Origin of the sequence: Shewanella schlegeliana, assembly GCF_016765635.1 — a bacterium.
Lineage (GTDB): Bacteria > Pseudomonadota > Gammaproteobacteria > Enterobacterales > Shewanellaceae > Shewanella > Shewanella schlegeliana.
On record NZ_JAESVD010000001.1, the window covers coordinates 185,981 to 210,851 of the forward strand.

Annotated in this window: 17 protein-coding genes; 10 read left to right on the forward strand and 7 right to left on the reverse strand. The window is 44.8% G+C overall.

The window, feature by feature from the left end:
• The first annotated feature begins 424 nt into the window (after positions 1-424).
• Both JMA39_RS00915 and JMA39_RS00920 read left to right on the forward strand, forming a co-directional pair.
• Positions 425-1,492: an outer membrane beta-barrel protein gene (locus JMA39_RS00915; protein WP_202719961.1), complete on the forward strand. Its 1,068-nt coding sequence runs from the start codon at positions 425-427 to the stop codon at positions 1,490-1,492.
• The gene (locus JMA39_RS00920; protein ID WP_202719962.1) at positions 1,489-4,230 is read left to right on the forward strand and encodes a beta strand repeat-containing protein; all 2,742 of its coding nucleotides are present in this window, start codon (positions 1,489-1,491) and stop codon (positions 4,228-4,230) included. The genes JMA39_RS00915 and JMA39_RS00920 overlap by 4 nt, the downstream gene beginning before the upstream one ends.
• A gap of 540 nt (positions 4,231-4,770) precedes the next feature.
• Here the strand turns inward: JMA39_RS00920 and JMA39_RS00925 are convergent.
• Both JMA39_RS00925 and dusC read right to left on the reverse strand, forming a co-directional pair.
• A complete protein-coding gene (locus JMA39_RS00925; RefSeq protein WP_202719963.1) occupies positions 4,771-5,127 on the reverse strand; it encodes a TraR/DksA family transcriptional regulator in 357 nt (118 codons plus the stop codon).
• Positions 5,128-5,386: 259 nt separating this feature from the next.
• Positions 5,387-6,337, reverse strand: a complete 951-nt coding sequence (gene dusC, locus JMA39_RS00930; protein ID WP_202719964.1) for a tRNA dihydrouridine(16) synthase DusC — start codon at positions 6,335-6,337, stop codon at positions 5,387-5,389.
• A 360-nt stretch (positions 6,338-6,697) separates the two neighbouring features.
• Here dusC and JMA39_RS00935 point away from each other — a divergent pair, with 360 nt between their 5' ends.
• The 7 genes from JMA39_RS00935 (at position 6,698) to JMA39_RS00965 (ending at position 13,700) form a co-directional block, all read left to right on the forward strand.
• A complete protein-coding gene (locus JMA39_RS00935) occupies positions 6,698-7,129 on the forward strand; it encodes an HvfA family oxazolone/thioamide-modified RiPP metallophore (RefSeq protein ID WP_202719965.1) in 432 nt (143 codons plus the stop codon).
• Positions 7,130-7,209: 80 nt separating this feature from the next.
• Positions 7,210-8,061: an HvfB family MNIO-type RiPP peptide maturase gene (locus JMA39_RS00940; protein ID WP_202719966.1), complete on the forward strand. Its 852-nt coding sequence runs from the start codon at positions 7,210-7,212 to the stop codon at positions 8,059-8,061.
• Positions 8,061-8,816 (forward strand): HvfC family RiPP maturation protein, encoded by a 756-nt coding sequence (locus tag JMA39_RS00945; protein ID WP_202719967.1) that lies wholly within the window; start codon positions 8,061-8,063, stop codon positions 8,814-8,816. The genes JMA39_RS00940 and JMA39_RS00945 overlap by 1 nt, the downstream gene beginning before the upstream one ends.
• A 277-nt stretch (positions 8,817-9,093) precedes the next feature.
• A complete protein-coding gene (locus tag JMA39_RS00950) occupies positions 9,094-9,462 on the forward strand; it encodes a YbaN family protein (RefSeq protein WP_202719968.1) in 369 nt (122 codons plus the stop codon).
• A gap of 256 nt (positions 9,463-9,718) precedes the next feature.
• Entirely contained in the window at positions 9,719-10,270 is a 552-nt protein-coding gene (gene apt, locus JMA39_RS00955) for an adenine phosphoribosyltransferase (RefSeq protein WP_202719969.1), read from the forward strand.
• Between the two features lie 198 nt (positions 10,271-10,468).
• Positions 10,469-13,270 (forward strand): DNA polymerase III subunit gamma/tau, encoded by a 2,802-nt coding sequence (gene dnaX / locus JMA39_RS00960; RefSeq protein ID WP_202719970.1) that lies wholly within the window; start codon positions 10,469-10,471, stop codon positions 13,268-13,270.
• Positions 13,271-13,370: 100 nt separating this feature from the next.
• Entirely contained in the window at positions 13,371-13,700 is a 330-nt protein-coding gene (locus JMA39_RS00965) for a YbaB/EbfC family nucleoid-associated protein (RefSeq protein WP_202719971.1), read from the forward strand.
• Between the two features lie 142 nt (positions 13,701-13,842).
• Here JMA39_RS00965 and JMA39_RS00970 read toward each other — a convergent pair whose 3' ends face one another.
• From JMA39_RS00970 to JMA39_RS00990, 5 genes are all read right to left on the reverse strand, one after another.
• On the reverse strand, positions 13,843-13,992 hold the full coding sequence (locus JMA39_RS00970; RefSeq protein WP_202719972.1) for a hypothetical protein: 150 nt from the start codon (positions 13,990-13,992) through the stop codon (positions 13,843-13,845).
• 140 nt (positions 13,993-14,132) lie between these two features.
• Positions 14,133-15,866 (reverse strand): bifunctional UDP-sugar hydrolase/5'-nucleotidase UshA, encoded by a 1,734-nt coding sequence (ushA, locus tag JMA39_RS00975; protein WP_202719973.1) that lies wholly within the window; start codon positions 15,864-15,866, stop codon positions 14,133-14,135.
• Between the two features lie 166 nt (positions 15,867-16,032).
• Positions 16,033-18,672: an endonuclease gene (locus JMA39_RS00980; RefSeq protein WP_202719974.1), complete on the reverse strand. Its 2,640-nt coding sequence runs from the start codon at positions 18,670-18,672 to the stop codon at positions 16,033-16,035.
• A gap of 74 nt (positions 18,673-18,746) precedes the next feature.
• Entirely contained in the window at positions 18,747-22,001 is a 3,255-nt protein-coding gene (locus tag JMA39_RS00985) for an ExeM/NucH family extracellular endonuclease (protein ID WP_202719975.1), read from the reverse strand.
• 32 nt (positions 22,002-22,033) lie between these two features.
• A complete protein-coding gene (locus JMA39_RS00990; RefSeq protein ID WP_202719976.1) occupies positions 22,034-23,086 on the reverse strand; it encodes a porin in 1,053 nt (350 codons plus the stop codon).
• 1,098 nt (positions 23,087-24,184) lie between these two features.
• Here JMA39_RS00990 and JMA39_RS00995 point away from each other — a divergent pair.
• Positions 24,185-24,871 (forward strand): tetratricopeptide repeat protein, encoded by a 687-nt coding sequence (locus JMA39_RS00995; protein ID WP_202719977.1) that lies wholly within the window; start codon positions 24,185-24,187, stop codon positions 24,869-24,871.

Genomic DNA, 24,871 nt, shown 5'->3' on the forward strand with positions numbered 1-24,871 from the left:
TTTTATGGGAAAAATTAAATATCCCTTAGAGACATTTTGTTCATTAAGTCATGCATTCTGGTTTTGGGATACTGGGAGCAGAGCTCTAGTGTGGATTACTAGTCAACGAAATTTTTTAAATGTGCCTAGATGATGAGTCAACGAAGATGTGTCCTTACTTTAAATGTGGATATAGGTCACAAAAATCAATAATAAAAATGTGTTAACTCCCATAAGCGTTTTGTGTTTCCTTTTCAGCATGGTTGCGGTTCTCACTCAAAAATTAATCAGTTAGATAAGCGTTTTACATCATAGTTATTCGCTTCACTTATGGTTTGGGCGTTTGCTTATTTGTCACAATGCCCCGCTTTATATAGATGAAATATATAAGGTTTAGCTCTTATATTTTGTTTAAAACTGCAAGTTCTTATGGGGGAGAATTGAGATGAAAAGAACTAGAAGTAGAGTGTTATTGGTCAGCTTGCTGCCAATCATGCCCGTATTTGCAGCTAATGCTGATTTACCTACAGACTCAAATACTAATATTAGCAACACTAGCTCATTTGCACCTGTTGAAACGCCGAATTGGTATGTAGGTGCTAGAGGTGGATTCTCTGAATTTCACGGTGCCTGTGCTAAAAATGCCATCGACTGCGATGATAACTCTATGGGTTACGGACTATATGGTGGTTATCAATTTAATGACTGGTTTGCGCTTGAAGCTGGGGCTACCAATTACGGCACGATATCGGCGCTATATCAAGGGGGCTACACCAAGGCGAATATGTCTGGTGCAGAGCTAACGGCTAAGTTTTCATATGGCTTAACCGAGCGAGTAGCACTATATGCTCGATTAGGTGGAGCTTATAAATATATTGATAGAGAAACGTCATGGGCGGGTGACTCAAAACCATCTGGTTGGGGGCTAACAACCGCAGTCGGGCTTGATTATAAGTTAACTAAGCGTTTATCGGCTCGAGCGGAGTACCAATTTATTGGTGACGCAAATGATAATCGCGGATCTTCAGACGCTTACTTTGGTTCGCTAGGCCTAACCTATCGCTTTGGCTCCGCTGCAAGAGCTACCACAAGTGCCACCGTAAAAACCATTCCTGCAGTAATTACACCAGATGCAAAATCTGTTGTGCCTGCCACTGTGATGCGTGTTTTATTGGACGCAGACTTTGACTCTACATCGTTCCATGACAAGTCGAATGAGTTGCCACCACTAATTGAAAAAGCCAAACAAACTCAAGTAACGGTTGTGATCACGGGTAATGCCGACAGTAAAGGTGCCATGGGGTATAACCAAACCTTATCAGAGAAGCGTGCGCAAGCTGTTGGCGATCATTTAATTTCAAAAGGTGTTGATGCCGAGCTTATTACTGTCCGAGGTAACGGCGAGCTTAGACCCAAAGCGAGTAATGACACGGCGCAGGGAAGGGCATTGAACAGAAAAACAGAGGTAGAGTTTAAGTCTAAAGCACAGGTTTATATTGGAGAGCCACAATGAAACGATTAATGCAATTTTTTTCGCTGATGCTTATAGCAGTGTTAACCCTAACTGCATGCGGTAGCGATGATAAAGGGTTAGTCACTGGGCCGAATGACCCCACAATTGTGAGCTTACAAGTTACGCCAGCTGTAGTACAAAGCCCGGCAGGTTTAAGTTTGCAATACAAAGCATTGGCTAAGATGAGTGATAACTCAGTCATTGATGTAACCACTGACAAAATACTTTCTTGGAGCAGCAGCGACAGCAATATTGTAACCATTGATACCGATACGGGCATCGCAACAGGTGTTGCAGTCGGTACCGTCACCATTACAGCCTCGGGTAATGCGAATGGAGCCGAGTTTAGTGCGTCAGCAAAGCTGACCGTAACGGATGCCACGGTAACAAGCCTGCAAGTTACGCCGCTTGATGCCACTGTGGTGGCTGGATTGGAGCAAGCCTTTACAGCGCAAGCGTTAATGTCTGACTCTAGTGTGCTAGATGTAACCACCGATAGTGCATTGTCGTGGAGCAGTAGCGACAGCAATATTGCAACTATCGATACCGATACAGGGATCGCAACGGGTGTTGCAGTCGGTACGGTCACCATTACAGCCTCGGGCAGTGCCAATGGCACCGAGTTTACGGCATCAGCAGAACTGACGGTAACGAATGCCACAGTAACCAGTCTGCAAATCACACCACAGGATACCACTGTAGTCGCAGGGCTAGAGCAAGCCTTTACTGCACAAGCATTAATGTCTGACTCTAGTGTGTTAGATGTGACCACCGATAGTGCATTGTCTTGGAGTAGCAACGACACCAATATTGCAACTATCGATACCGATACGGGGATCGCAACGGGTGTTGCAGTCGGTACCGTTACCATTACTGCCTCGGGTAATGCGAATGGCGCTGAGTTTACGGCATCAGCAGAACTGACGGTAACGAATGCCACAGTAACAAGCCTGCAAATCACGCCACTTGATGCCACTGTGGTGGCGGGGTTAGAGCAAGCCCTTACAGCGCAAGCACTTTTATCAGACTCAAGTGTGTTAGATGTGACCACGAATGCTGCATTGTCGTGGAGCAGCAGCGACAGCAATATTGCAACCATTGATACCGATACGGGGATCGCAACGGGTGTTGCAGTCGGTACCGTTACCATTACAGCATCGGGTAATGCGAATGGAGCCGAGTTTAGTGCGTCAGCAAAGCTGACCGTAACGGATGCCACGGTAACAAGCCTGCAAGTTACGCCGCTTGATGCCACTGTGGTGGCTGGATTGGAGCAAGCCTTTACAGCGCAAGCGTTAATGTCTGATTCTAGTGTGCTAGATGTAACCACCGATAGTGCATTGTCGTGGAGCAGTAGCAACAGCAATATTGCAACTATCGATACCGATACAGGGATCGCAACGGGTGTTGCAGTCGGTACGGTCACCATTACTGCCTCGGGCAGTGCCAATGGCGCCGAGTTTACTGCTTCTGCTGAGCTGAGGGTAACGGATGCCACGGTCACCAGCCTGCAAGTTACGCCGCTTGATGCCAGTGTTGCAGCTGGGTTAGAGCAAGCCTTTACAGCGCAAGCGTTAATGTCTGATTCTAGTGTGCTAGATGTAACCACCGATAGCGTATTGTCGTGGAGCAGCAGCGACAGCAATATTGCAACTATCGATACCGATACGGGCATCGCAACAGGTGTTGCTGCAGGTACAGTTATCATTACAGCCTCGGGCAGTGCCAATGGCACCGAGTTTACCGCTTCTGCTGAGCTGACGGTAACGGATGCCACGGTAACCAGTCTGCAAGTCACGCCGTTTGATGCCAGTGTAGTAGCAGGTTTAGAGCAAGCCTTTACAGCGCAAGCACTTTTATCTGACTCAAGTGTGCTAGATGTGACCACAAATGCTGCATTGTCGTGGAGCAGCAGCGACAACAATATCGCAACTATCGATACCGATACGGGGATCGCAACGGGTGTTACAGTCGGTACCGTCACCATTACCGCATCAGGTAACGCGAATGGCGCTGAGTTTACTGCATCTGCAGAGCTGACGGTTGCACCTGCAGCAGTGACGGCTATTGAGGTAACGCCTAAAGTAGGAAAAGTGCCTGAGGGAAAAACCTTAGCTTATACTGCCACCGCATTGTTTTCTGACGGTTCAACACTTGACGTGACGGCTGAAACCTTGGTTTCTTGGAGCAGCAGTAATACCGCTGCAGCAACAATTGATAACGACAGTGGCGTTGTTACTGGTGAAGCGATTGGTACTACAGATATCACTGCCTTAGCTGTATTTGAAAGCAACACATTTAAAGATACAGTGCCATTAAGTGTTATAGAGTTTATTCCTTATCACCGCCCCCTTTTGGCAAGTGAGACACACTTTGATGAGTCCGTCGATTCTAAAGAGTATATTGTTTATACCGATGAATTCGGTAACCAAGTAACAGGCCCAACAGAGTATGGCTATGCAGCTTTAAAAGTAGAAACAGCAATTGATGAATGCAAAAGAAGAGGAAAGCAGCTAGTTTCTAGCGCTAATCAATTTAATGACTATATGAATGAGCACCATGCAGAAGCATCAACTTGGCCGTTGGTTCGTTTCTTTTGGACGTCAGAGTTAGACACTGACGAGGTAGGTTCATGGTTTAATTATCGTTTAGCTATTGGCGAGTTGGTTGAGCCTGGAGGGTTTGAAATACGAGGACAAGATCCTGACTCGCTAGCTTTTGTCGTGTGTGAAAATTAACTTACTTGATGAGAATGAGTGCCTCATATAACTATTGAGTATGATGCTGAGCCTTAGTCAGTATTAGCACTTAGAATTAATTGCCAGTACATAGCCATAAACGACAAAAATGCCTCTAGTTCATAGAGGCATTTTTTATAAATTTTTAATGAATGTTGAATAGTCATTTATGTTTGATGCTTTCAAGGTGGCCTTTACGGCAATGATGTCAACGTTGCTTTCGTATCTGAAGGCCTAAGCTTAGATTGGAAAAGTGGTTTAGATACTTCAATTCTTGACTAACATGAAGAGTTTAACCAAGACTGTTTCGCTGTTAGGTTCCGCGGTTATATCAATGGTGGTGTATACGCTAAGTTAAATACTGACTTTAACTTAATAGTGACAGCTTCAGCCTTAAGTCGTACATACTCGCTACGTATCAGCCCGAAGTGCTAATCTCAATTTGATACGATTAGTAGATAATAAAAAACCTCCGCAAGTCGGAGGTTTTTTTTATGGATAAATCGCGAGAAATGATAGCGAATGCTTTGCGAGTTAATATTAATGATTAAGTCTTAACTCTTGCCTATGTTGACGCTTGAACTGTCCACTACAGCTAATGCAGCGCTGCTCTAATGGGTCCTTAGCGAGTTGCTCAGGTTCGATATTACTCTCACAATCACTGCATACACCATATAAACCAATTTCAAGCTGACAACGCGCAGCATCTAGGCTCATTAACTTTAAAAACAGTGGGTGTTCGCATAGGTGAACATCAGTCATGACTTGAATGAGCTCACAAAGAGAATAATTATGCTGTTCCATTAGCTTGGCTTGCATTTCGGGGAGTGCACCAATCTTCGCTCTTAGTTCCGATTCGATCTCGGATAAGGTTTGTTTGATATGGTTTGTACTCACTTAGGTCGCCTACAATTATTAACTTTACGGCTTTTTAGTCTAAACATGCAGGCGTGATTCGTTATGACTAAGATCAATTCAGCGCTATATTTTGCGGATTTAGTGCAATAAAATGCTAATTAATTCACTAAACGCTCGTTTAAATCTTGTGGTACAGCGATGAACTCATCATTTATTTTAAACACTCTGAGCTATTTAAATCCTCTAAATAGCTCACTGGATTGTGTATGTTGGTCATTAACCAACTAAATCCAAATGGTTAAACTTGGTTAGTTAAACGCTCTTGTGCCGCTTGTAAGACATCGATGATTTCATCGGCTGTTTTATATACCCTTAGCTCTCTAAATAGTTCATCGGCTTGTGGGTACTGGCGGTTTAGGTAGCTAAACCACTGCTTAATTCGGGCGGGGTAATAGGTACTTTTTCTGCCTTCTAATTCACGGTTAGTGTATTCAAGCATTAGTCCCAGAGATTGCTGCCAAGTGTACGCTTCATCACCTTTTATATGTGCTGCAAGATTTGGCAGTGAAATCGCCCCACGTCCCACCATCACGCTATCACAGCCGGTAACATCCATGCAGCGCTGAGCATCGGCACGATTCCAGATCTCACCATTGGCAATAACAGGGATAGGAAGTTTGGCATTAATATCCGTAATATATTCCCAGTAGGCTGGTGGCTTGTAGCCATCAACTTTACTGCGGGCATGTACGGCAAGTTCATTGGCTCCTGCTTCATAAATGGCGAGAGCATTTTCCATATAGAGTGATTTATCATTAAAGCCTAAACGAATCTTGGCCGTTACTGGCTGATCACTCGGTACGGCATCACGCATTGCTTTGACCACTTTATACAGTTGCTCAGGGTACTGCAGCATCACCGCACCACCATTGCTGCGGTTAACCATTTTTGCCGGACAGCCAAAATTCACATCAACGCCTTTTGAGCCTAATTCGACGGCTCTAATCGCATTTTCTGCCATCCAGTCGGGGTCTTGGCCAAGTAGTTGTACACGCACAGGCGTACCAGACAAGGTCTGGCCTCCTGTTTGTAATTCAGGGCATATGCGATAAAAGACCTTTTCAGGTAGCAGTTGATCCACCACACGAACAAACTCGGTGACCATTAGATCATAAGGGTTGATAGCAGAGAGGATCTCTCGCATTAAATCGTCTACAACGCCTTCCATAGGCGCCAAAATTATTCGCACTGAACTGTCCAACATATCGGTATATTTTAAAGGCGCCGCATTCTACCTCATCTTAAACCCTCGACCAAATAGACTGCGTTATTTTGTTTTTAGTCAATGAGAGTATCGGCTTTACTTTTATCTAATTGCTACCCCTTAAGGTAGCTAGCTTTTGTCATGTCCTGGACAGTAGGGAAAATTGCGTTTGAACATTGATATAAGGACTAGCATAATTTGACCTATCAGCTTTCATGGGTCATAAATGTGATGAATGTAAAATTTTTGAAATTTAAATGCGGGTTGGCAGGTCTAGTTTAGCAAGCCAGCAAAATACCTTGTTGGTAACCGAACCAATGTTGATTATGTAAGAGGGATGAGATCATGAAATTAGTGAATAAAACTGCAATTACTGTCGCTGTAGGTGCTGTTGTAATGGGAAGCGCATTGGCAGCAAGTGTGCAAGCAAGCCCATTTGGCTATAGTGAGATGCAAGCTGGTTACCAGTTACTTGAAGGTGAAGGTAAGTGCGGTGAAGGTAAATGTGGTGCCGATAAGAAAAAGAGCAAAGAAGGTAAGTGCGGCGAAGGCAAATGCGGCGAAGATAAGATGAAAGCCAAAGAAGGCAAATGCGGCGAAGGCAAATGTGGCGAAGATAAGATGAAAGCCAAAGAAGGTAAATGCGGCGAAGGCAAGTGCGGTGAAGATAAGATGAAAGCCAAAGAAGGTAAGTGTGGTGAAGGTAAGTGCGGCGGCGATAAAAAAGTGAAGAAAGAGGGTAAATGTGGTGAAGGTAAATGCGGCGGTGCTAAGTAATTCGTTTTGATAATTAAACGGGGCCAGCTTGTGCTGGCCCTATTTGTATAGCTGATTTGATGCATGTAGGCGACAGTAGTATGACAAATAGCAGTAAGGTGAATAAGGGACAAGTTGGATTAGGCCTTAGGCGAGAGATGTTAGATGAGTTTTGCCAAGGTGTACCCTCTGAAATCGATTTTTTCGAGGTCGCGCCCGAAAACTGGATGACCCTTGGTGGCAAGTTTGGTCGTCAGTTTAGAGAACTGACAGAAAAGCACGAGTTCTACTGTCATGGTTTATCATTATCGATCGGCAGTCCTGCACCACTTGATGTTCAGTTCGTCAAAGGCGTTAAAGATTTTTTGGACCTACACCAGATGAAAGTCTATTCAGAGCATTTAAGTTACTGCTCTGGGACCGGGCATATGTATGATTTAATGCCAATTCCCTTTACATCGGAAGCGGTTATGTATGTGGCTAAGCGAGTGAAGCAGGTGCAAGACATTATTGAAAGGCAGTTAGTGTTGGAGAATATCTCCTTTTATGCAGCCCCTAGTGCCGAGATGTCGGAAGCTGAATTTATCACCGCAGTAATGGAAGAGGCCGACTGCAAGATGCTTTTGGATGTAAATAACATCTATGTTAATTCAATTAATCATCAATATGATGCGCTTGAATTTTTAAAAGTGATGCCGACGGAAAGAATTACTTATCTGCACATTGCCGGACATTATAAAGAGGCTGAGGATTTAATTGTTGATACCCATGGCGCGGATATCGTCGATCCCGTTTGGAGACTACTCGAAGAGTGTCACCAGCACCATGGTGTGTTTCCAACCTTATTAGAACGCGATTTTAATATCCCTAAAACCAGTGATTTATTACTGGAGATTAATCAAATTCATGATTATCAAAACCGACATGTTGCGCGTTTGAAAAGGAGTGCTTAATGAACTTTGTTGATCTGCAGCAGAACTTTATGGATTACATTAAAGATCCTTCTCGCCCCTTACCTGATGGCATCGAGGCGCGTCGTATGAAAATTTATCGAGAGTTATTTTTTAATAATCTTGATGGATTCGTATCAAATGCTTTTCCCGTGTTAAAGAGTCTCTATAGGGAGCAGGATTGGCTAGATATAGTCCAGAATTTCTTTGCAACTCATGACTGCCATACCCCTATTTTTATTGGGATAGCTCAAGAGTTTTTGCTATTTCTGCAAACAGAATACGAAGCCACTGAAATTGACCCACCGTTTATGCTCGAACTTGCTCACTATGAGTGGTTAGAGTTAGTGGTGGCTGTAGCTCAAGATAATCATCAGCAGAAACTTATCACTGCTGAAAAACCTTCATTAGAGCGTGTTAGGTTATGCGTTTCTGCAACGTCTAAAATTGCACAATATGCTTATGATGTGCAGCATATTAGCCCCGACTATCGTCCTAAAGCACCGAGTGAAGCACCTCAGTACTTTTGTATTTATCGCGACTTAAATGAAGAGGTTCGTTTCTTACAGTTAAACCCGTTAACTGCTCAGGTGCTCGCTTACCTGTCACAGCATGAGAGCTTAAGTTATGAGGAGTTACTGGATTGGCTCGTGCAGACCTTTACTGGTATGCAAGTTGAAGCTTTAAATGAGGGATGTTTACAGCTACTCACGGATTTAAGTCACAAAGGTATTGTTAAACAATTTATTGGCAAATAGGCTTTATTTTAGTGTGATTGACCTCTACAATGACTGTAAATATTGATCTAGATCAATAAAATCTTTTGCAGTCAGTAGAGGGAATTATGAGTCAGCCGTTTAAAGACCCATTTAACATTGGTTATTTTATTATTTTTATTCTTGCATTGTTGATCCCAACATTACCCGCGACCCTATCTTGGTTAATCGTTTTGGGATTAAATTAATCCGTCTTTAAGTTAAGCTCGGTTATACTGGCCACTCAATATCGAGTGGCTTTTGTTTTTAGGATTGATTAATGGCGTTAAAGCGTGGCTTTTTTCTTGTTTTTGGGCTTTGCAGTCTAGCCCTTGGCTTGTTAGGTATTTTACTGCCAATACTGCCTACGGTGCCGTTTATTTTACTTGCGGCCTACTGCTTCGCTCGCTCTAGCGATAGATTGTATCAATGGTTGATGAGCCATCCTTGGTTTGCAGACGCACTGAAAAATTGGCAGGCGCAGGGGGCTATCCGCAAAAGTCTAAAGAAAAAAGCCTATATAGTAAGTGGTCTGAGTTTTTTAACCAGTATTGTTATTGTGCCTCTGATCTGGGTCAAAGTGATGTTGGCTTGTCTCGGTACAGGCTTAATTATCTATTTGAGAAACATTCCTGAAATAGATGGATGACACTTCACTGTATTGTTTCATCATATTGAAATTTAAACTCAATTGTTACTCGCCTGTAACTATCTTCTCCAATATGAACAATCGACAGATAAAATACCTTAGACAGAGACTACACTTCTCGTGATAGTAGGTTGCAACTCACTATAAAGCGGCTTAAGCTTGATGCCGATTTTTACACTTCGATGACATCTAAACCGGCATAATCAAATTTGGAGCTGGGGATGTCAGCAAACTAAAGTAGATTAAGTAAAGAATTATGGTAATGAATACTGACAGCTTGGCACTAATAAAGAACAGCATTAAAACCATCCCTAACTATCCTAAAGAGGGGATCTTGTTTAGAGATGTGACTAGCTTATTAGAAGATCCACAAGCGTATAAACACACCATTGGCCTTTTAGTCGACCACTATAAAGATCAAGGCTTTACTAAAGTTGTCGGTACTGAAGCACGTGGCTTTTTGTTTGGTGCGCCTCTAGCTCTAGAATTAGGCATTGGCTTCGTACCTGTTCGTAAGCCAGGTAAGCTACCAAGAGAGACGATTTCAGAGAGCTATGAGCTTGAATATGGTCATGACGTGCTAGAGATCCATGTTGATGCGATTAATGCCGAAGATAAAGTGTTGGTTATCGATGACTTACTTGCAACTGGCGGTACTATCGAAGCGACAGTTAAACTTATTCGTCAGTTAGGCGGAAGTGTAAACGATGCCGCTTTCGTCATTTCATTGCCTGACCTTGGTGGTGAGCAGCGTCTTGAGAAAATGGATCTTAAGTTAGTGAGCCTTTGTGAGTTCGAAGGCGAATAAGCTATTAGGCTGCAGTAACTCGCAGCTTTGATAGAGAGTCGAATAAACTGTCGATTCTTTATCTTAAAAGGTGAATTTATCACCGCCAAATCGCTCCTTAGACGCTTGAGATAGCATGTAAAAGCGTTGCATGCTATTGTTCAACGATGTCGAGGAGCGTGCTCCCGAAACCATATTCATGACACGTTGGGGAGTTCCATGTCATATCAGGTGTTGGCCAGAAAATGGCGCCCTGCCACATTTGAGCAAATGGTTGGTCAGTCTCATGTTTTACATGCATTAACCAACGCGCTCACTCAGCAAAGATTACATCATGCTTATCTGTTTTCCGGTACTCGAGGAGTCGGGAAGACCAGTCTTGCACGTCTTTTTGCCAAAGGACTTAACTGCGAACAAGGCGTAACTGCTACGCCATGTGGAAAGTGTTCTGCGTGCGTTGAAATTGCCGAGGGGCGCTTCGTTGACCTAATTGAGGTCGATGCAGCATCAAGAACCAAGGTTGATGATACCCGAGAACTGCTTGATAACGTGCAGTACAGACCGAGCCGTGGTCGCTATAAGGTCTATCTTATTGACGAAGTACACATGCTGTCTCGAAGCAGTTTTAATGCATTGCTTAAAACGCTAGAAGAGCCACCAGAGCATGTAAAATTCTTATTGGCAACAACCGATCCACAGCGTCTGCCTGTAACGGTTTTATCTCGCTGTTTGCAGTTTAATCTTAAGAGCTTAACGCAAGACGAGATAGTAGCGCAGTTAAACCATATTTTAACGGCAGAACAACTGAGTTTCGAGCCATCGGCACTCACTCTGTTGGCGAAAGCGGCTAACGGAAGTATGCGTGATGCGTTAAGTCTTACAGATCAAGCGATTGCATTCGGGGCTGGCCAAGTCAAACTCGAGCAAGTGCAAACTATGCTCGGCAGTATCGATGAGAAACATGTCATTGCACTGTTAGAAGCTCTTGCCAAAGCCGATGTGATGGATTTGATGCAAGTTACGGCAAAAGTGTTGTCATTTGGCGCAGAACCAGAAGAGGTGCTGCGCAGCCTACTTGAGCTGTTACATCAGATCACATTGACGCAATTTGCACCTGCAGCGGCGCAGATGTCGCTGTATAGCGAGCAGATAAAGGTGTTTGCACAGCAACTTTCTGCCGAACAAGTACAGCTTTACTATCAGTTGCTACTAACGGGGCGTAAAGACTTACCTCATGCTCCCGATCCAAAGTCAGGGCTTGAGATGGCGCTGCTTCGAGCGGTAACTTTCGTACCTGAAAAACCAGTGACACGTTGGGCGGTGGGAACTAAATCTGAGATAAGCTTGCCCGAAGTCAGCGAGACTCCAGCGTTAACCGAACAAGCGACTGCGGTTAAGCCTGTCGCGCCAGCCGAAAAACAAGATGCGACCGAGTACTCCGCTAGCCCTGATACTGCGACACCGTCTGTGGACAAAAAGCCACAAGCTCAACCTGTAGAGCCTGCTGTAGTCGATTCATCAGAGCTAAAGTCAGAACAGTCAAGTAATGAAGCTGCAACGACAGAAGAAGCCGTTGATAGTCTCAATAGTGAAATGGCGATGATAATGAGCCAGGCTCAGAGTCAGGGGTTTAACCAGGATGAAGCCAGTGAAGCGCTTGAGCCAACAGTAGACGATAAGCGTTCAGATGGCGCAGAGGTTGCGGAGGTCGTTGAGACTGCTGAAAACGTAGAGGTGTCTAGCGGAGCGACTAAGCAGCTAGAGTCGACGCCACAGGAAGTAGCTAAGACAGAACAAGAGAGTGCAGCTAGCGAAAACTCATATGCTGATTATGGCGATGACGATTTAGCATCCTATGCAGATTATGCAGGCGCTTATGACGGCGCGAATACTGACTCATATAATGACCAACATAGTCATTACGGCTTCGATAATGGTGATGAGCTAAGTTATCAGCTCAACCAAGAATCATCTGTGCAGCCACAAGAGAGTGACAACAAGGCGAATCAGCAGACTCAGTCAGTGGCTGTAGCGTCAACCCCTGAAGCCGCTGATGCAAACTTGGCCTCGGGTGATGATATTTTGGATGCGGTGCTTGCAGCCAGAGCCAGTTTACTCGAGGGATTAGGAGAGGATGATCCTAAGGAGGAATCCTCAAAAAAGTCCTTAGAGGTTCGTAAGCCTTTTACGCCTCCGGCAAGAAAGCAGCCTGAAGTTAATCAGAACCTTAACCAGGATGAGGCCTCATCAGAGCAGAGCACTCATGCAAGTGAAGCTCAAACTCAAGGTCAAAGCTATAGTCAAGAACATAGCCAAGAACAGAATGCTGAAATCCAGTCAGAGCTGAACGACAGACCACCTTGGGAAGAGCCACATGAGACGGACCCTTGTACGCGATTTGATGCTCCAACAACAGGGAAAGCAGCAAAGGTAGAGAGTCAAGCTCAAGAGGTTGAAGTTAAGCAATCAGAGATTAGCGAAGAGCAAACAACAGCTGATTCATCTCCTGTTCAGGATGCTGAGCTAAACTTACCAGTATTACCCAGTGGTGAAGTAAGTGGGAATGAGGTGGACCTTAAGTGGTATCGGTTTATGTCTGAGCTAGAAGTCGGTGGTCGTGTGCGTCAGTTAGCGGTCAATTCAGTCTGTCATCAGTTTGAACAACCGCTATCGTTACTATTAAAGCCTGATCAAAAACATCTAGCGGCCGATATTGCGATTAAGCAGCTAGAAGAAGCGATGAGCAGTGCGTTAGGAGAGCCGTGTACGGTCAATGTCACCGTCGGACTCGATAGCACTCGAGAAACGCCACTTGAAGTCAGACGACGTTTTCATAAAGAGATTTTAGTGCAGGCGCACCATGACTTGATGACTGATGACAATATACGCTGGCTGACCCAAAATATGGGGGCTCAGTTAACGGATGACTCCTTGACTTATGCACCTGAGTTATTGGTGCAGAAAGGAAAACTGATTGAGTTGATCGATATAGCGAACTTTAAGCGGTTAACTGAGTCATAATTTTTACAATTGAATTTCAGCTTTCATTGCTAATCACTATTTTTTTAGTAAGATTAGCCCACTTTATTTGTTGTGATAAATAATAGAAGAGAATTAGAGTATGTTTGGAAAAGGCGGTATGGGCAACTTGATGAAGCAAGCCCAGATGATGCAAGACAAAATGGCTAAAGTGCAAGAAGAGATCGCACGCATGGAAGTGACTGGCGAAGCTGGCGCTGGCCTTGTAAAAGTGACTATGACTGGCTCTCACAGCGTACGTAAAGTCGATATCGACTCAAGCCTACTTGAAGATGACAAAGAGATGCTAGAAGATCTTATCGCAGCAGCGTGTAACGATGCAGCTCGCCGCGTTGAAGAGAATCAAAAAGAGAAAATGGCTGAAGTGACTGGCGGTATGCAACTACCACCAGGCATGAAGATGCCATTCTAAGTTTAAGTTGCTGTTTTAATGGTGTATTTAAGCCATTAGATTGGATAGGGCCAAATAGGGACCAAATCCGAGCGATTAAAAACTAAAAAAGCTCAAGCAATTTGCTTGAGCTTTTTTGTTTCTGCTTACGAGGTATTGATGTCTAGTAGGTCTGATTTAACTTGTCAGCTAACTCATTGACGTAGTCTGGTTTCGCAGCTTTGATCCATTTTGCATAGATCTTACGGATCATTCCCCAGTCAGAATGCCCCATCTGTCCTGCTAGCCACGATGGGTCAGCCCCTATCATCAATAACTGACTACCTTGGAATCTACAAAAAGGCTAGGTGTAGTTTGCCGAACGTATACCTTAAAAAACAGAACCCAATCGAAATGTTGGGCTCAGTTTTGAGGCCTAAGGTATTAGCTGATTAACTTTATCAACTGATAAGATTAACTGCCGCAGCCATCAGAACTTCTGGAGTTGATATAGCGGACATCTTTCGCTCTGTCATAGTTGGCAGGATCGAGCGTGTCATGCTTCTTAATGAATTGATAAAGCATATCTGCATCAATAAAGCCGGTGTCTCTCGCCTTTTCCTTCAACTTGGGGTACTTATTACCGCCCGCAGCGTTGTAGCTCGGAAGGGTAAATCGATATTTTTCAGTGAGCTTGAAGGGCTTGCCACCAACAGTTCTGATATCGACATCTTTAGCTTTACAGTCAACGGTCATCTTGATGCCGCTGAAGTGAGCAAAGCCTCCCGAGCCTCGAGTCTTAAGCGCAACCCTAGACAAATACTTTTTCAGTTCGGCGCCATTCATCTCGGTCACAGTCACACTGTTGGAAAAAGGCTGTACCTTAAGCACATCACGATAGCGGATAGGCCCTTTCTTTATGGTGGCGCGAATACCACCTGAGTTCATGATCCCAAAATCTGCGGGGATAGGAAGCTGAGTTTGAGCGTGTGCAATCATCATCCCCAGAGGCGTAGCTTGGTAACGAACAACCTTACGCTTACCAATGAAGTCAGCCTTTGCAACACCAATTTGCTCTCTCAACTGCAGCTGCCCATTACGTTGATAAGGGCGAAGTAGCTCAAGAGTTTCTTTATCCTTAGGCGTTAGCATATGAGGCGGATAGTAGGAGCCAAACTTGGTTTCTGTATTCACAGGTACCAACTCGTAGTTTGCCAAGTGTAGCTTACCACCATAGTATTCAAAATCGGCGCGACCAACAAACTTGCCCCACTCGTAGGCTTGCATGATCCAAGTGCCATTTTGACGATCAGGTTTACAAGGCTCATCTCGACCGTAATCTTCTACATACTCACCAGTGTTCCCTTCCATACAAACAGGCAACTGTGAATGTCCGCCAATGATTGCTTGGATCTGGCCTGGCTTTAGGCTTTTAGCAAGAGCAACATCACCGGGCGCGTTACTACCATGGTTTCCATTTTCATAGTGCCCCATATGGGTGAGACCAAAAACAAGATCCGGTTGATGCTTCTCTTCTAGCTCTGCCAAAATATTTTTCGCCTCAGCTTGAGCAGAAGTGAATTTAAGATCTTTAACGAATTCTGGGTTACCTATCTCAGCGGTATGCTCAGTAGTCAGGCCGACTACGGCTAGCTTCAAGCCTTGGATCTCGAATAGCTTGTAGGGGTCGAAGTAGCGTTGCCATTCACCATCGACTTGGCGATAGATGTTGGCCGATAACCAAGGAAATTTTGACCAGCCTCTCTGCTTATCCATCACCGTCAATGGATTATCAAACTCATGGTTACCCACAGCCATGGCGTCATAGCCAAGGTGGTTCATACCGATAAAATCTGGCTCGGCGTCTTGAAGATCAGACTCAGGTACGCCAGTGTTAATATCGCCACCTGAGAGCAGTAACGTTTCCCCACCTTGCTCGGTGACCTCTTTACGAATTTGGTCGAGAATGGTTTTTCGCGCAGCCATACCATACTCACCTCTAGAGCCTTGCCAAAAACGGCCGTGGTGATCATTGGTATGAAGTAAGGTGAAGCGCTTACAGTCATCACCAGCGGCTTGACAGGCGATAGATGCTGTTACCTTAGGCGCCTCTTCCACCTTTTTCTTACCACAACCGCTCAATGCTATCGCTAGAGCGATGGCTGAGCCAGTAAGAAGCAGGCAAGAAGGACGGAGTGAAGTATTCATAATAATCCTTCAATATTATTCAGATAAGCGTTGTCACTTGACTTAATGGCTGATTTCTCATGCTGAGAACAAAGGGCATAAGGCGAGGTTTAGACAACGTCTGTAAAGTTAAAAAAGCAGCACCCAGAGTGTTCCCAGTGCTGCTTTTTATAGGCTTAACTGATCATTAGCCTTGGCGGCGACGCCACCACATTAGCGGTAGCAGCAGAGTCATAAGGCCACCTAAACTACCCGCCCCATCAGGCTTAGTCCAACCTGGTTCTTCGGTGTTTTTCACCTCAATGCTAACAGATTCGCTGAGACTTTCTTCGCCAACAGTTGCCGTGAGTTCAAACACAAGAACTTGATCAATACTTACGCTAGGGCTAGTCACATCAAGTGTTAGACCTGTACCTGTAAACACTGCCGTGTTTCCAGATACCTGCTTCCAGCTGTAGCTCGTACCTTCTGGAGCATCAGCTACAGTCGCAGTGATGGAAGTTTTATCACCTTCAGTCACCAGAGTGTTGCCACTAAACGATATATCTAAAGTCAGAGGCACGTTAGTCACAATCAGGCTAACAGCTTTGGTTGTTTCCAAAGTACCGTTGCTGATGGTCAACGTAAAGTTCAAAGTCTCGTCGGCTTTAACCATAGGTGCAGTCAGAGACAATATAGCCTTGTCGCCAACAAGGAGCTTCTCTTCACCAACAATCTGCTCCCACTTGTAAGTAAGAGTAACACCTTCGCCAGCTGTGACTGCAGAAGCATCGATGGTATATGCAGACTCTTCAGTTACACTCTCAGGAGTAACAATATCACCTTCGACTATCAAACCAGGGTTTGGATCGTCACCACAGGCTGCACCATACACTTGCTGCACTAACTCTGGGCGGTCAATGAAGGGGTTACGGTTGCCCTGGTATTTGTATACCTGGTTGTTACGGTTTTGCTCGTAGGTATCAACAGCGTCTAACTTGTTCCAAGCATACAGAGTACAAAGCGTACCGATCAGCGGTTCGCTATCCTCAGCAGTAGTCGTTAGACGATCTACTGCTACTAAATCAGGCATATTAGTTGTAGCAGTATCGGTACCCTGATAACGAGTATCCATATACATGATCATACGAGCTACGTCGCCTTTCACCTCATCGCGAGGCTCCCAGCAGTCCGTCGTTTTGTCTAGATAGTTACCCGTACCTACACCGTTAAACAGAACTTCTTCACCAGTGTCTCTACATGCACCAAAGTCATTATTGCTTCGCGCAGTGTTGATGCCAGGATCTGAAGGACGAAGATGATGCGCATCGGTGTAGCCCCATTGAGAGTCACTAGGGAAGCCATGGCTTTTAGCCCAAACGTGTTCACGGTTCCACTTACCCGCACCGCTACCACTGGTTTGGTTGTCGTACTTGGAAATTGAATTACCCGTGTAGATCTCGATAACATTCTTATCGTTAGTCGGATCTTGGTCAGCGTAGGTCAGTGTGCTCCAAACCTGCTTATAGGTCAGATACTTGTGATCTTTAGCAATGATTATTGACAGGGCATTCTTAAGCTCATCTGCATTGGCAAAATCGCCACTCAGTACATCAGAGTAATAGATCTCACCATTGAATGTAGTAGGGTCGGCAACCGGAGTCAGAGTCTCGCAGTTAGTGCAAGGACCTGTTTCTGGCTCTGGTTCTGGAGGCGTTACTGAACCATCACAGGCACTCTCACCAGTACAACCAAGGCCATCAGAGGTATCGACATCGAATACGACCCACTGGTTGTTGGCTCCTGGGAAGTCAGCTTCGGCAACGGTGTCACCAGCAGTGACACTGTTTTTACGACGTAGGGTCTTATTCGCGGTGGAGAAATTTGCGTCGTTTGGATCAGTCCAAGCTGAGCCCGGATCTTCACCACGCTTACCGAAGCGATCGATAACCACATCATCTTTTGTCAATACTAGGGCATCGTCACCGTTGAAGTAAGTTACGGTAGAAGCGTTGCCGACTTTGAACGCATCAGCAGCACCAGAATTATGGAAAACAAGGCTCTTTCCTGGCTCCAACGTGCCCGACAGCGTCTCGGTATTACCTGGCTCTGTCTTACCATTGCCAAATAGCGTCAGTTTGTAAACGTTGGCATCCAGATCGATAGCAGTGCCACCAACGTTGGAGATTTCAATCGCTTTGTTGCTGCTGCTGCCTTCGATGTATTCGGTAATCAACAGTAAGCCTGGAGTGGCTTCGGCGCTACAAGCGCTTTCACCTGCGCAGCCTAGGCCATCAGATGTGTCAGTATCAAACACTAGCCATTGGTCACCCGTTGGGAAGACAGCTGCAGCATCGGTATCACCAGTGGTAACACTGGCTTTGCGACGCAGCGTCTTATTAGCACTGGAGAAATCGGCGTTATTTGGATCTGTCCAAGCAGAGCCTGGATCCTCGCCCAATTTACCAAAACGGTCGATCACAGCATCATCCTTGGTCAATACCAAGGCATCGTCACCGTTGAAGTAAGTTATGGTAGAAGCGTTGCCCACTTTGAAGGCATCGGCCGCACCAGAGTTGTGAAAAACGATGCTCTTACCAGGTGCGAGAGTGCCTGTTAGCATCTCGGTATTACCAGGCTCAGTTTTTCCATTGCTAAACAGCGTTAGCTTGTAAACGTTGGCATCCAGATCGAGGGTGCTGTTGCCTACATTGGAGATCTCCAGCGCTTTGTTGCTGCTGCTACCTTCGATGTACTCAGTAATAACTAGATTAGCATTGGCGGCAGTGGAAAGGGTGCCCAAAAACATGGCAGTCGCTGTGGCAACTGCACTCATTTTAATTCTCATAATGTTATCTCTTTTGAATCTTTTAAGGGAAGCGCACAGCCCGAAAGCTGGCGCTTCATTGTCGAGAACAATGCTTATTTGCGAAGACGACGGCGCATAGCTGCCAGCCCGAACAGGGATAACAAGCTGATGAAACCTGTGCTACCAGCACTACCGTCACCACCAGTTTGATCGCTTTCTTCTTCTACAATGTCAGCAATCAAGGAGTCGCGGTTAGATACCTTCGCTAGGAAAGATTGCTCAGACCCTGCTACAAGTTTTCCATCTCGCTGTAGCCTTACGGTCACCTTGTAGATAGCTGATGGGGCACCAAAGACCTCGAAATTGACCAATGCAGTTGAGTCATCAGAAAGCACCACATTAGGCAGCACCATTTGGCTTAAATCTAAACGCTGTTCATCATCATCAGGACTCATACTGACGGTTGCGACATCCCCAACTTGAGTCGAAATACCCGTTGGGATCTGGTAAGGAACCTTGATTAGCTTTCTAAGCTTTGGCAGGTTAAGAGGCACGTTAGGATCCGCATCACCTGGCTTATAGCTCAGGGTAATTAGTGCAGGATCGTGATCAGATGCGCGATAGATGTCCTCTTTGTAGAACTTATGCGTTCCAGTACCGTCGATGGTACCTTTAAAGCGATTTTGATAGTCATACAGGCCGGTTTCTGCAGCATTAACATGCCAGTCAGTGGCATCAATCACGCGGTCTTTCAGAGAAGGCGAGATCAAGATGTGATCAAGTGAGCCTATTTCGTCACTGAAAGAGTAACTCCAAGGCGTCTTGCCCTTTTCCATGAGCTTTTCACCGACGATATCGATGTAGCCATAAGTTTTAGTGATGATGACTGGAGAGCCATCTTCGTTAAATTGAGGCTTAGGTCCAAGGAAAGTGTGACTAGCGGTAACGATCGTTTTGTTGCGTGGGTTCTCGGTAAGAACTAATACAGGATCTTCTTTACCATAGGCGTTCAAGTCGCCAAGGATGATCTTATCCCCAGGAACGTCTTCCATCTCTTCACCTAAGTGCACGGCACCAGCTACGCGGAACTCAGCACAAGAGCCTTGGTAGTCTAGATCTGGGGCTGTACGGTTGTTCCAGGTGGTAGCATTACCAAACTCAACACCTTGCCATTCTTCCCAACAAGTAGAGCCTTTTGACTTAAGGTGATTTACAGCTAGGGTCAAGCGCTTGCCTGTTTGGTTAACGATAAAGGTTACAACCAAGGCGTCACGGTGGTAGTTCTGACCGTTCTCTAGAATTTCCTTGTTTTGATCTTTGATCACCTCACCTAAGTCGTTCACTATGGTCGGCGCTTTCTGCTGAGGCATAGGGATAACGCGAGTGCGCTCAATGCTCATCTTACTTGGGCGATATATGATGCCTGTTGCAATAGCGTCAGAACCAATGGCGTCAAGGTTATCCAACATTTGATTGCCATTGTTGTCAAAGCCAACAAACACATAACGGTTCTCGGTAGAGTTAGGACCATTGTAATCCTGAGGTCTCTCATCCACATACTGGATATTGACCTGATTCACAATCTCAGCAATGGCACTCGCATCGCCAAAACCGTTATTTTCAATCTCCATCAGCGCCATGACATCGGCATCCTGAGCACGAATAATTTCTACCAGCTTAGTTCTCTGGTTAATGTATTCATCGTAGCTATCTGCGCCTCGGCTCTGACCAAAATTGTTGTTGTCGCCACCGAAAGGAGAGTTAAAGAAGTTAAACAGGTTCTGACTAGAAATGCGGATAGCAAAATCATCTTCTGCCACAGTATCTTGCAGATCTGGTGTCTCAGTACGCGGTAAATTGTGAATAAAGTTATCGCTAGTTAACTGGTTGGTTATAGTCAGGCTGTAGTCCTGATCATACTTATCAGTGCCTGGGATCAACTCAGTTTCATATTGACTGATCACACCCTGTGCGTTAACGATACTATCATCGATACGGATATAGTTGGTGTGTGGGTCACTGTTAAAACCAGCGTAATAAGGCAACTCAGTGCCGTTGGACTTAGTGGCACTTTCAATAACTAAACGATAGTCATTATTTTGCTCATAGGCCGCCTTAGACTCAGGGCTTCCTGCAACATGCAAATGGTTGGGCTGCAAGTTAGGGCGCTTATAAGCCGCCACCATGTTATTGCGGTTATGCCCTTTGCTACTTAACAGGTAGTTGTAGCTGAAACTGCGAGTAATACGCATATCCTGGTCGCCTTCAGTCTGAGGATCCAGATCTGTAGGCAGGTTAACCAACATACCTTCGTAACGCTCCAACGTCTTATCGAAAGAGCCATTATCAGAGCTAATAACCTCAATATCGATAGGCTGAGTTAAGATGTCAGTATCAGTAACGTTCCAGCTAAATGCCGTGTCTGCAGACAGTTGAGTCTGACCTTCAAATTCAGCCACTTTACTGCCAATACAAACAGTCTGACCCACTTTTAGATCACCTGCAGCGCTAGAACTAACAAAGATGCCATCGGAAGTCTCTGGGTTGTTATCAGAGGCAATATTGCGTAGATAGAAACCTTCATTAGGAATAGATACCTTAGCTGAGACGATACCCTCTACGGCCACTTTTTCATCTGATTCTGTCTTACCTTCGGCAATTAAAGGCGAGGTAAAGCCTGTGCCTTGGACTTCGCTAGGAGCCTTAATTTCACTCCTATCTGTTGGACATGTGAAGATGTCCATGATGTCATCAGCATCAGCGGCAGGCAGCTCTGATTTACCTAAATCATCGAATCTCATTGGTAAGATGTTCTGCCACTTGGTCGCATCGAAGGTGCCTGATTGAGCTGGGGTGTTGCCATCAGCTGCTTTTTTACGACGCAAAGTGGTATTCGGGGCCCACTTGCTAGTCTCATTCGCGGCTCCAACACGGTCGATAACGGTATCACCATTTTTCAGGAAGAAACCGTCATCACTTGTCATAAACAGGTTGTTGTACTTATTGCTGCTGTCATAGGTAGAGATAACAACGGTACCACCTTGAGCCGTAATGGCATTACGAAACTCTTCACTGGCTCTGCTATTAACAACCACCATAGAAGCACCAGGTGCAAGCGTCTGGCCAGTTAACAGCGGCTTAGCATCAGCGTTAAGCAATTCGTTGTCGTACTTACCGCTAGAGCGTTGGTAAGCAGTAATGTCATCGGTGAAAGTGAAGGCATCTGAGCCAGTATTAGTGATCTCAACCGCGCCCACATTTGCATCGGTACTTTGGGTCATTTCAGTGATCAGCAAGTCTTCAACGCCAGCAAAGGCGCCCATGCTGATGGTGCTGGCAATGGCCAGCGATAGGAAACTTTTCTTCATAGTAGACTCTATAAAATTGAATACGATTAGGACTAGAAGTACATACGCACGTATGCGTAGCCAGCTTCTGGGGCTTCACCAACTCGACCTTCAAGAGAAAGCACGATGTCACGAGCTGGGCGATAGTTAAAACCTAAACTAGCCCAACGACGCTCTTTACCGTATTCAGGTGGTAGTTCTGAATAGTCGTAGTTCGGAGCGAGTAGATCCCACCCTTCGTACTCTTCGTGGTTTATTGAGCTGATTATTTCCCAGTGTTCATTCAGGTCGTACTTGGCACTGGCCGTTAATCCATGGTTGCGGAAGGTTTGATAATCTAGGTGTACTTCACCGCTTTTACGTGTAGACAAGTCTTCATCTTCTAAAAAGCCATTTAAACCAATAGAAAAGTTTGACATCAGTTTCAGGCGTGCACCCAAACCTATTAGTTTTTGCTCACCATATTTACTGATGCCGTTAGAGCCGCCACGAGTTTCTACGCCAACTACGACAGATAAAAAGTCAGACATCCATCCCATATAACCGTTAATGATGTCACCTTGCAGGGCACCACTTTTGTGTTCGCCATCGTATGAGTAAGAAGCACCAAAAATAAGATGTTCAAACTTTGCTTGGTACTTAACGGTATTTTCTTGGTCGCCAGCTTCACCGGTTTCAATGGATTTGTTGAAGGTGAAATCACCAAAGTGGTCGTAATCATCGAATGCAGTATCGGTTAGGCCTAGCTCGATCCACTGTTGTTCAGTAAAGAGATAACCTACGTACAACTTGTCGATGGCCAATTCGAACTCACCGTCGCCGCCAAGCCAGTTACGGCGTTGGTAGTCTAGCTCTAGACGATAAGTAAATTGTTGACGTTGCCCCGTTACCCCCAGAGTCGCAAAGCTATCATCTACATAGCCCTTGGTATCGTAGAACTCATCGTGGTTGTAATCTGCATGAGTATCAAAATGGCCCCCTACGCCTACTTCGCCATATAAGCGAACGTGGTCACCTTGACTTTCACCCTCTAACATTACAGCGTTCACTGAACCAGCACTAAGCATGGTGATAATAGCGATCGCAACTGTTGATTTATTTAACATTGCCGTTACTTCCGATTAGTAATTTGTCAGCCTATATTTGAAGGCCAAACTCAAAATTAAAAATGTTTATTAGTAATATCTAAAACTTATGGATAGTCAGGTAGGTGGAGAGTTCGATGACGAAACTGTCGATATGCTTGTTACACATTTCATAGATCAACCCCTAATTTGTAATAAAGCCGCTAATTTCTATTAACGTTCGCCGCGATTGTTGCAGAAATTTGTAACAAAAAAAAGGAGGGTTAATCACATTTTGTGCGTATAAGCATTTGTTAAATATAGAAAAACAGGGTTGCATTGGACGGTTGTGAGAACGGTATGTGCGCAGCTTGGTGTTGTGGGTTTAGTAATCAGTGGTTTAGGTGAGAACGGTGTGGCTGTGTTTTGTGTAAAATAATGTAGGGAATAAAAGGCTTTTTGTGAAAAAATAATTCAAAAAACCAAATAGATGTTAGTGCCTGGAGTGTGCTTTGGAGTGATTTCACCTCCGACTCCGGGAAGAGCTAGTTATTAATGGGGTATCACTAAACCTGTTGATGTCAGTATTTAGTGCATATCAGATTGCCGCACTTTTCCTAACGCCTGCGGTCATTTTCAGAGTTTTAGAGCTAACGTATTTCTGTGCAGAAACGAGTTAGCGAACGCTGAAAGTATCTGTGATCACCAAGCGTTTATGTTGTATAAGCATAACGTTTAAAAAGCACTAATCTCACCACAAAATGCAGCGCTTTCACGAAGGTAAAGATAAAAGGCGCTAACGGTTTGTTCTGTTGCCTTTCTTCGTGGTGAGTTGCTGTTAAATTGGAGAGATCCCAATAGGGCAAAATACAAGCAATTAAACACCAGAGAAGCCCAAGATTATCTTGGGCTTTTTTGTATTTAAAATTTATATCGAGTCTGCAATGACAATGCTGATTGATACAAATCACATACTTTCAGTTGGTTAAGTTAACTTTCTTGCGAGCATAATCGCCCTATGTCAGACTCCATTCGTTTTATCTCCCTCAGCTTTCAGCCCTAGGTGCAGCTATATTCGTTGGGAGTTTAACTAGATGAATAGCTCGATTAGATGAATAGTTTGCCAAAATGGATAATAGCGTGAAACAAAAACTCAAGGGGCTAGGCTTCTCCTTAGCCATATTCATCGTCATTGTTATCTTCAATTCCCTGTTTGGTGCTCCGCCAATAGCCCTGAGTGGTATTGAGAAATATAGCGATAAAGTGACTGTTGAACAGGCGCGCGAACTGGGTTTTATCCTCTTTAATGATAAGCGTTACTCTGCAGCGAGAGCATTTTTCAAGCCTTCAGCACAACAAGGCGATGTGGGTAGCCAACTGTCACTGGCTACTCTCTATTTCTACGATCTGACAACGGTTAATAATTACCAGCAGGCTTATTATTGGTTTAGCAAAAATAGCGATAATGCCTTCGCCCAATACTACTTAAGCTTGCTATACCACTTCGGACATTACGTACCGCAAAGTCAGATAAAGTCATTATTTTGGACTGAAAAAGCGGCGGCACATTCCTTCCCCGCAGCTCAACATAATTTGGCGGTTTATTATTATAACTTAGGCGATTATAGCCAAGCTTACCTTTGGGGACGTTACGCTAGAGATAATAATTTTTCTCAGGCTCGTAGCCTAGTTAAACAAGTAACAGAGCATTTGACACCCCAAGAAAAAGCCATCGCTGACCAAACTTATAGAAACAGTAAAGCCATGCATCGTTGGAGTGGTGACAAAAACAATCAAATTAGCGCACTGTTAGAACAGGTATTTTAA

Excerpts from the sequence above, each read along its gene's own strand:
- JMA39_RS00915 (WP_202719961.1), top strand. The coding sequence starts at position 425 with ATGAAAAGAACTAGAAGTAGAGTGTTATTGGTCAGCTTGCTGCCAATC.
- JMA39_RS00920 (WP_202719962.1), top strand. The coding sequence starts at position 1,489 with ATGAAACGATTAATGCAATTTTTTTCGCTGATGCTTATAGCAGTGTTA.
- JMA39_RS00935 (WP_202719965.1), top strand. The coding sequence starts at position 6,698 with ATGAAATTAGTGAATAAAACTGCAATTACTGTCGCTGTAGGTGCTGTT.
- JMA39_RS00940 (WP_202719966.1), top strand. The coding sequence starts at position 7,210 with ATGACAAATAGCAGTAAGGTGAATAAGGGACAAGTTGGATTAGGCCTT.
- JMA39_RS00945 (WP_202719967.1), top strand. The coding sequence starts at position 8,061 with ATGAACTTTGTTGATCTGCAGCAGAACTTTATGGATTACATTAAAGAT.
- JMA39_RS00950 (WP_202719968.1), top strand. The coding sequence starts at position 9,094 with ATGGCGTTAAAGCGTGGCTTTTTTCTTGTTTTTGGGCTTTGCAGTCTA.
- apt (WP_202719969.1), top strand. The coding sequence starts at position 9,719 with ATGGTAATGAATACTGACAGCTTGGCACTAATAAAGAACAGCATTAAA.
- dnaX (WP_202719970.1), top strand. The coding sequence starts at position 10,469 with ATGTCATATCAGGTGTTGGCCAGAAAATGGCGCCCTGCCACATTTGAG.
- JMA39_RS00965 (WP_202719971.1), top strand. The coding sequence starts at position 13,371 with ATGTTTGGAAAAGGCGGTATGGGCAACTTGATGAAGCAAGCCCAGATG.
- ushA (WP_202719973.1), bottom strand. The coding sequence starts at position 15,866 with ATGAATACTTCACTCCGTCCTTCTTGCCTGCTTCTTACTGGCTCAGCC.
- JMA39_RS00980 (WP_202719974.1), bottom strand. The coding sequence starts at position 18,672 with ATGAGAATTAAAATGAGTGCAGTTGCCACAGCGACTGCCATGTTTTTG.
- JMA39_RS00985 (WP_202719975.1), bottom strand. The coding sequence starts at position 22,001 with ATGAAGAAAAGTTTCCTATCGCTGGCCATTGCCAGCACCATCAGCATG.
- JMA39_RS00990 (WP_202719976.1), bottom strand. The coding sequence starts at position 23,086 with ATGTTAAATAAATCAACAGTTGCGATCGCTATTATCACCATGCTTAGT.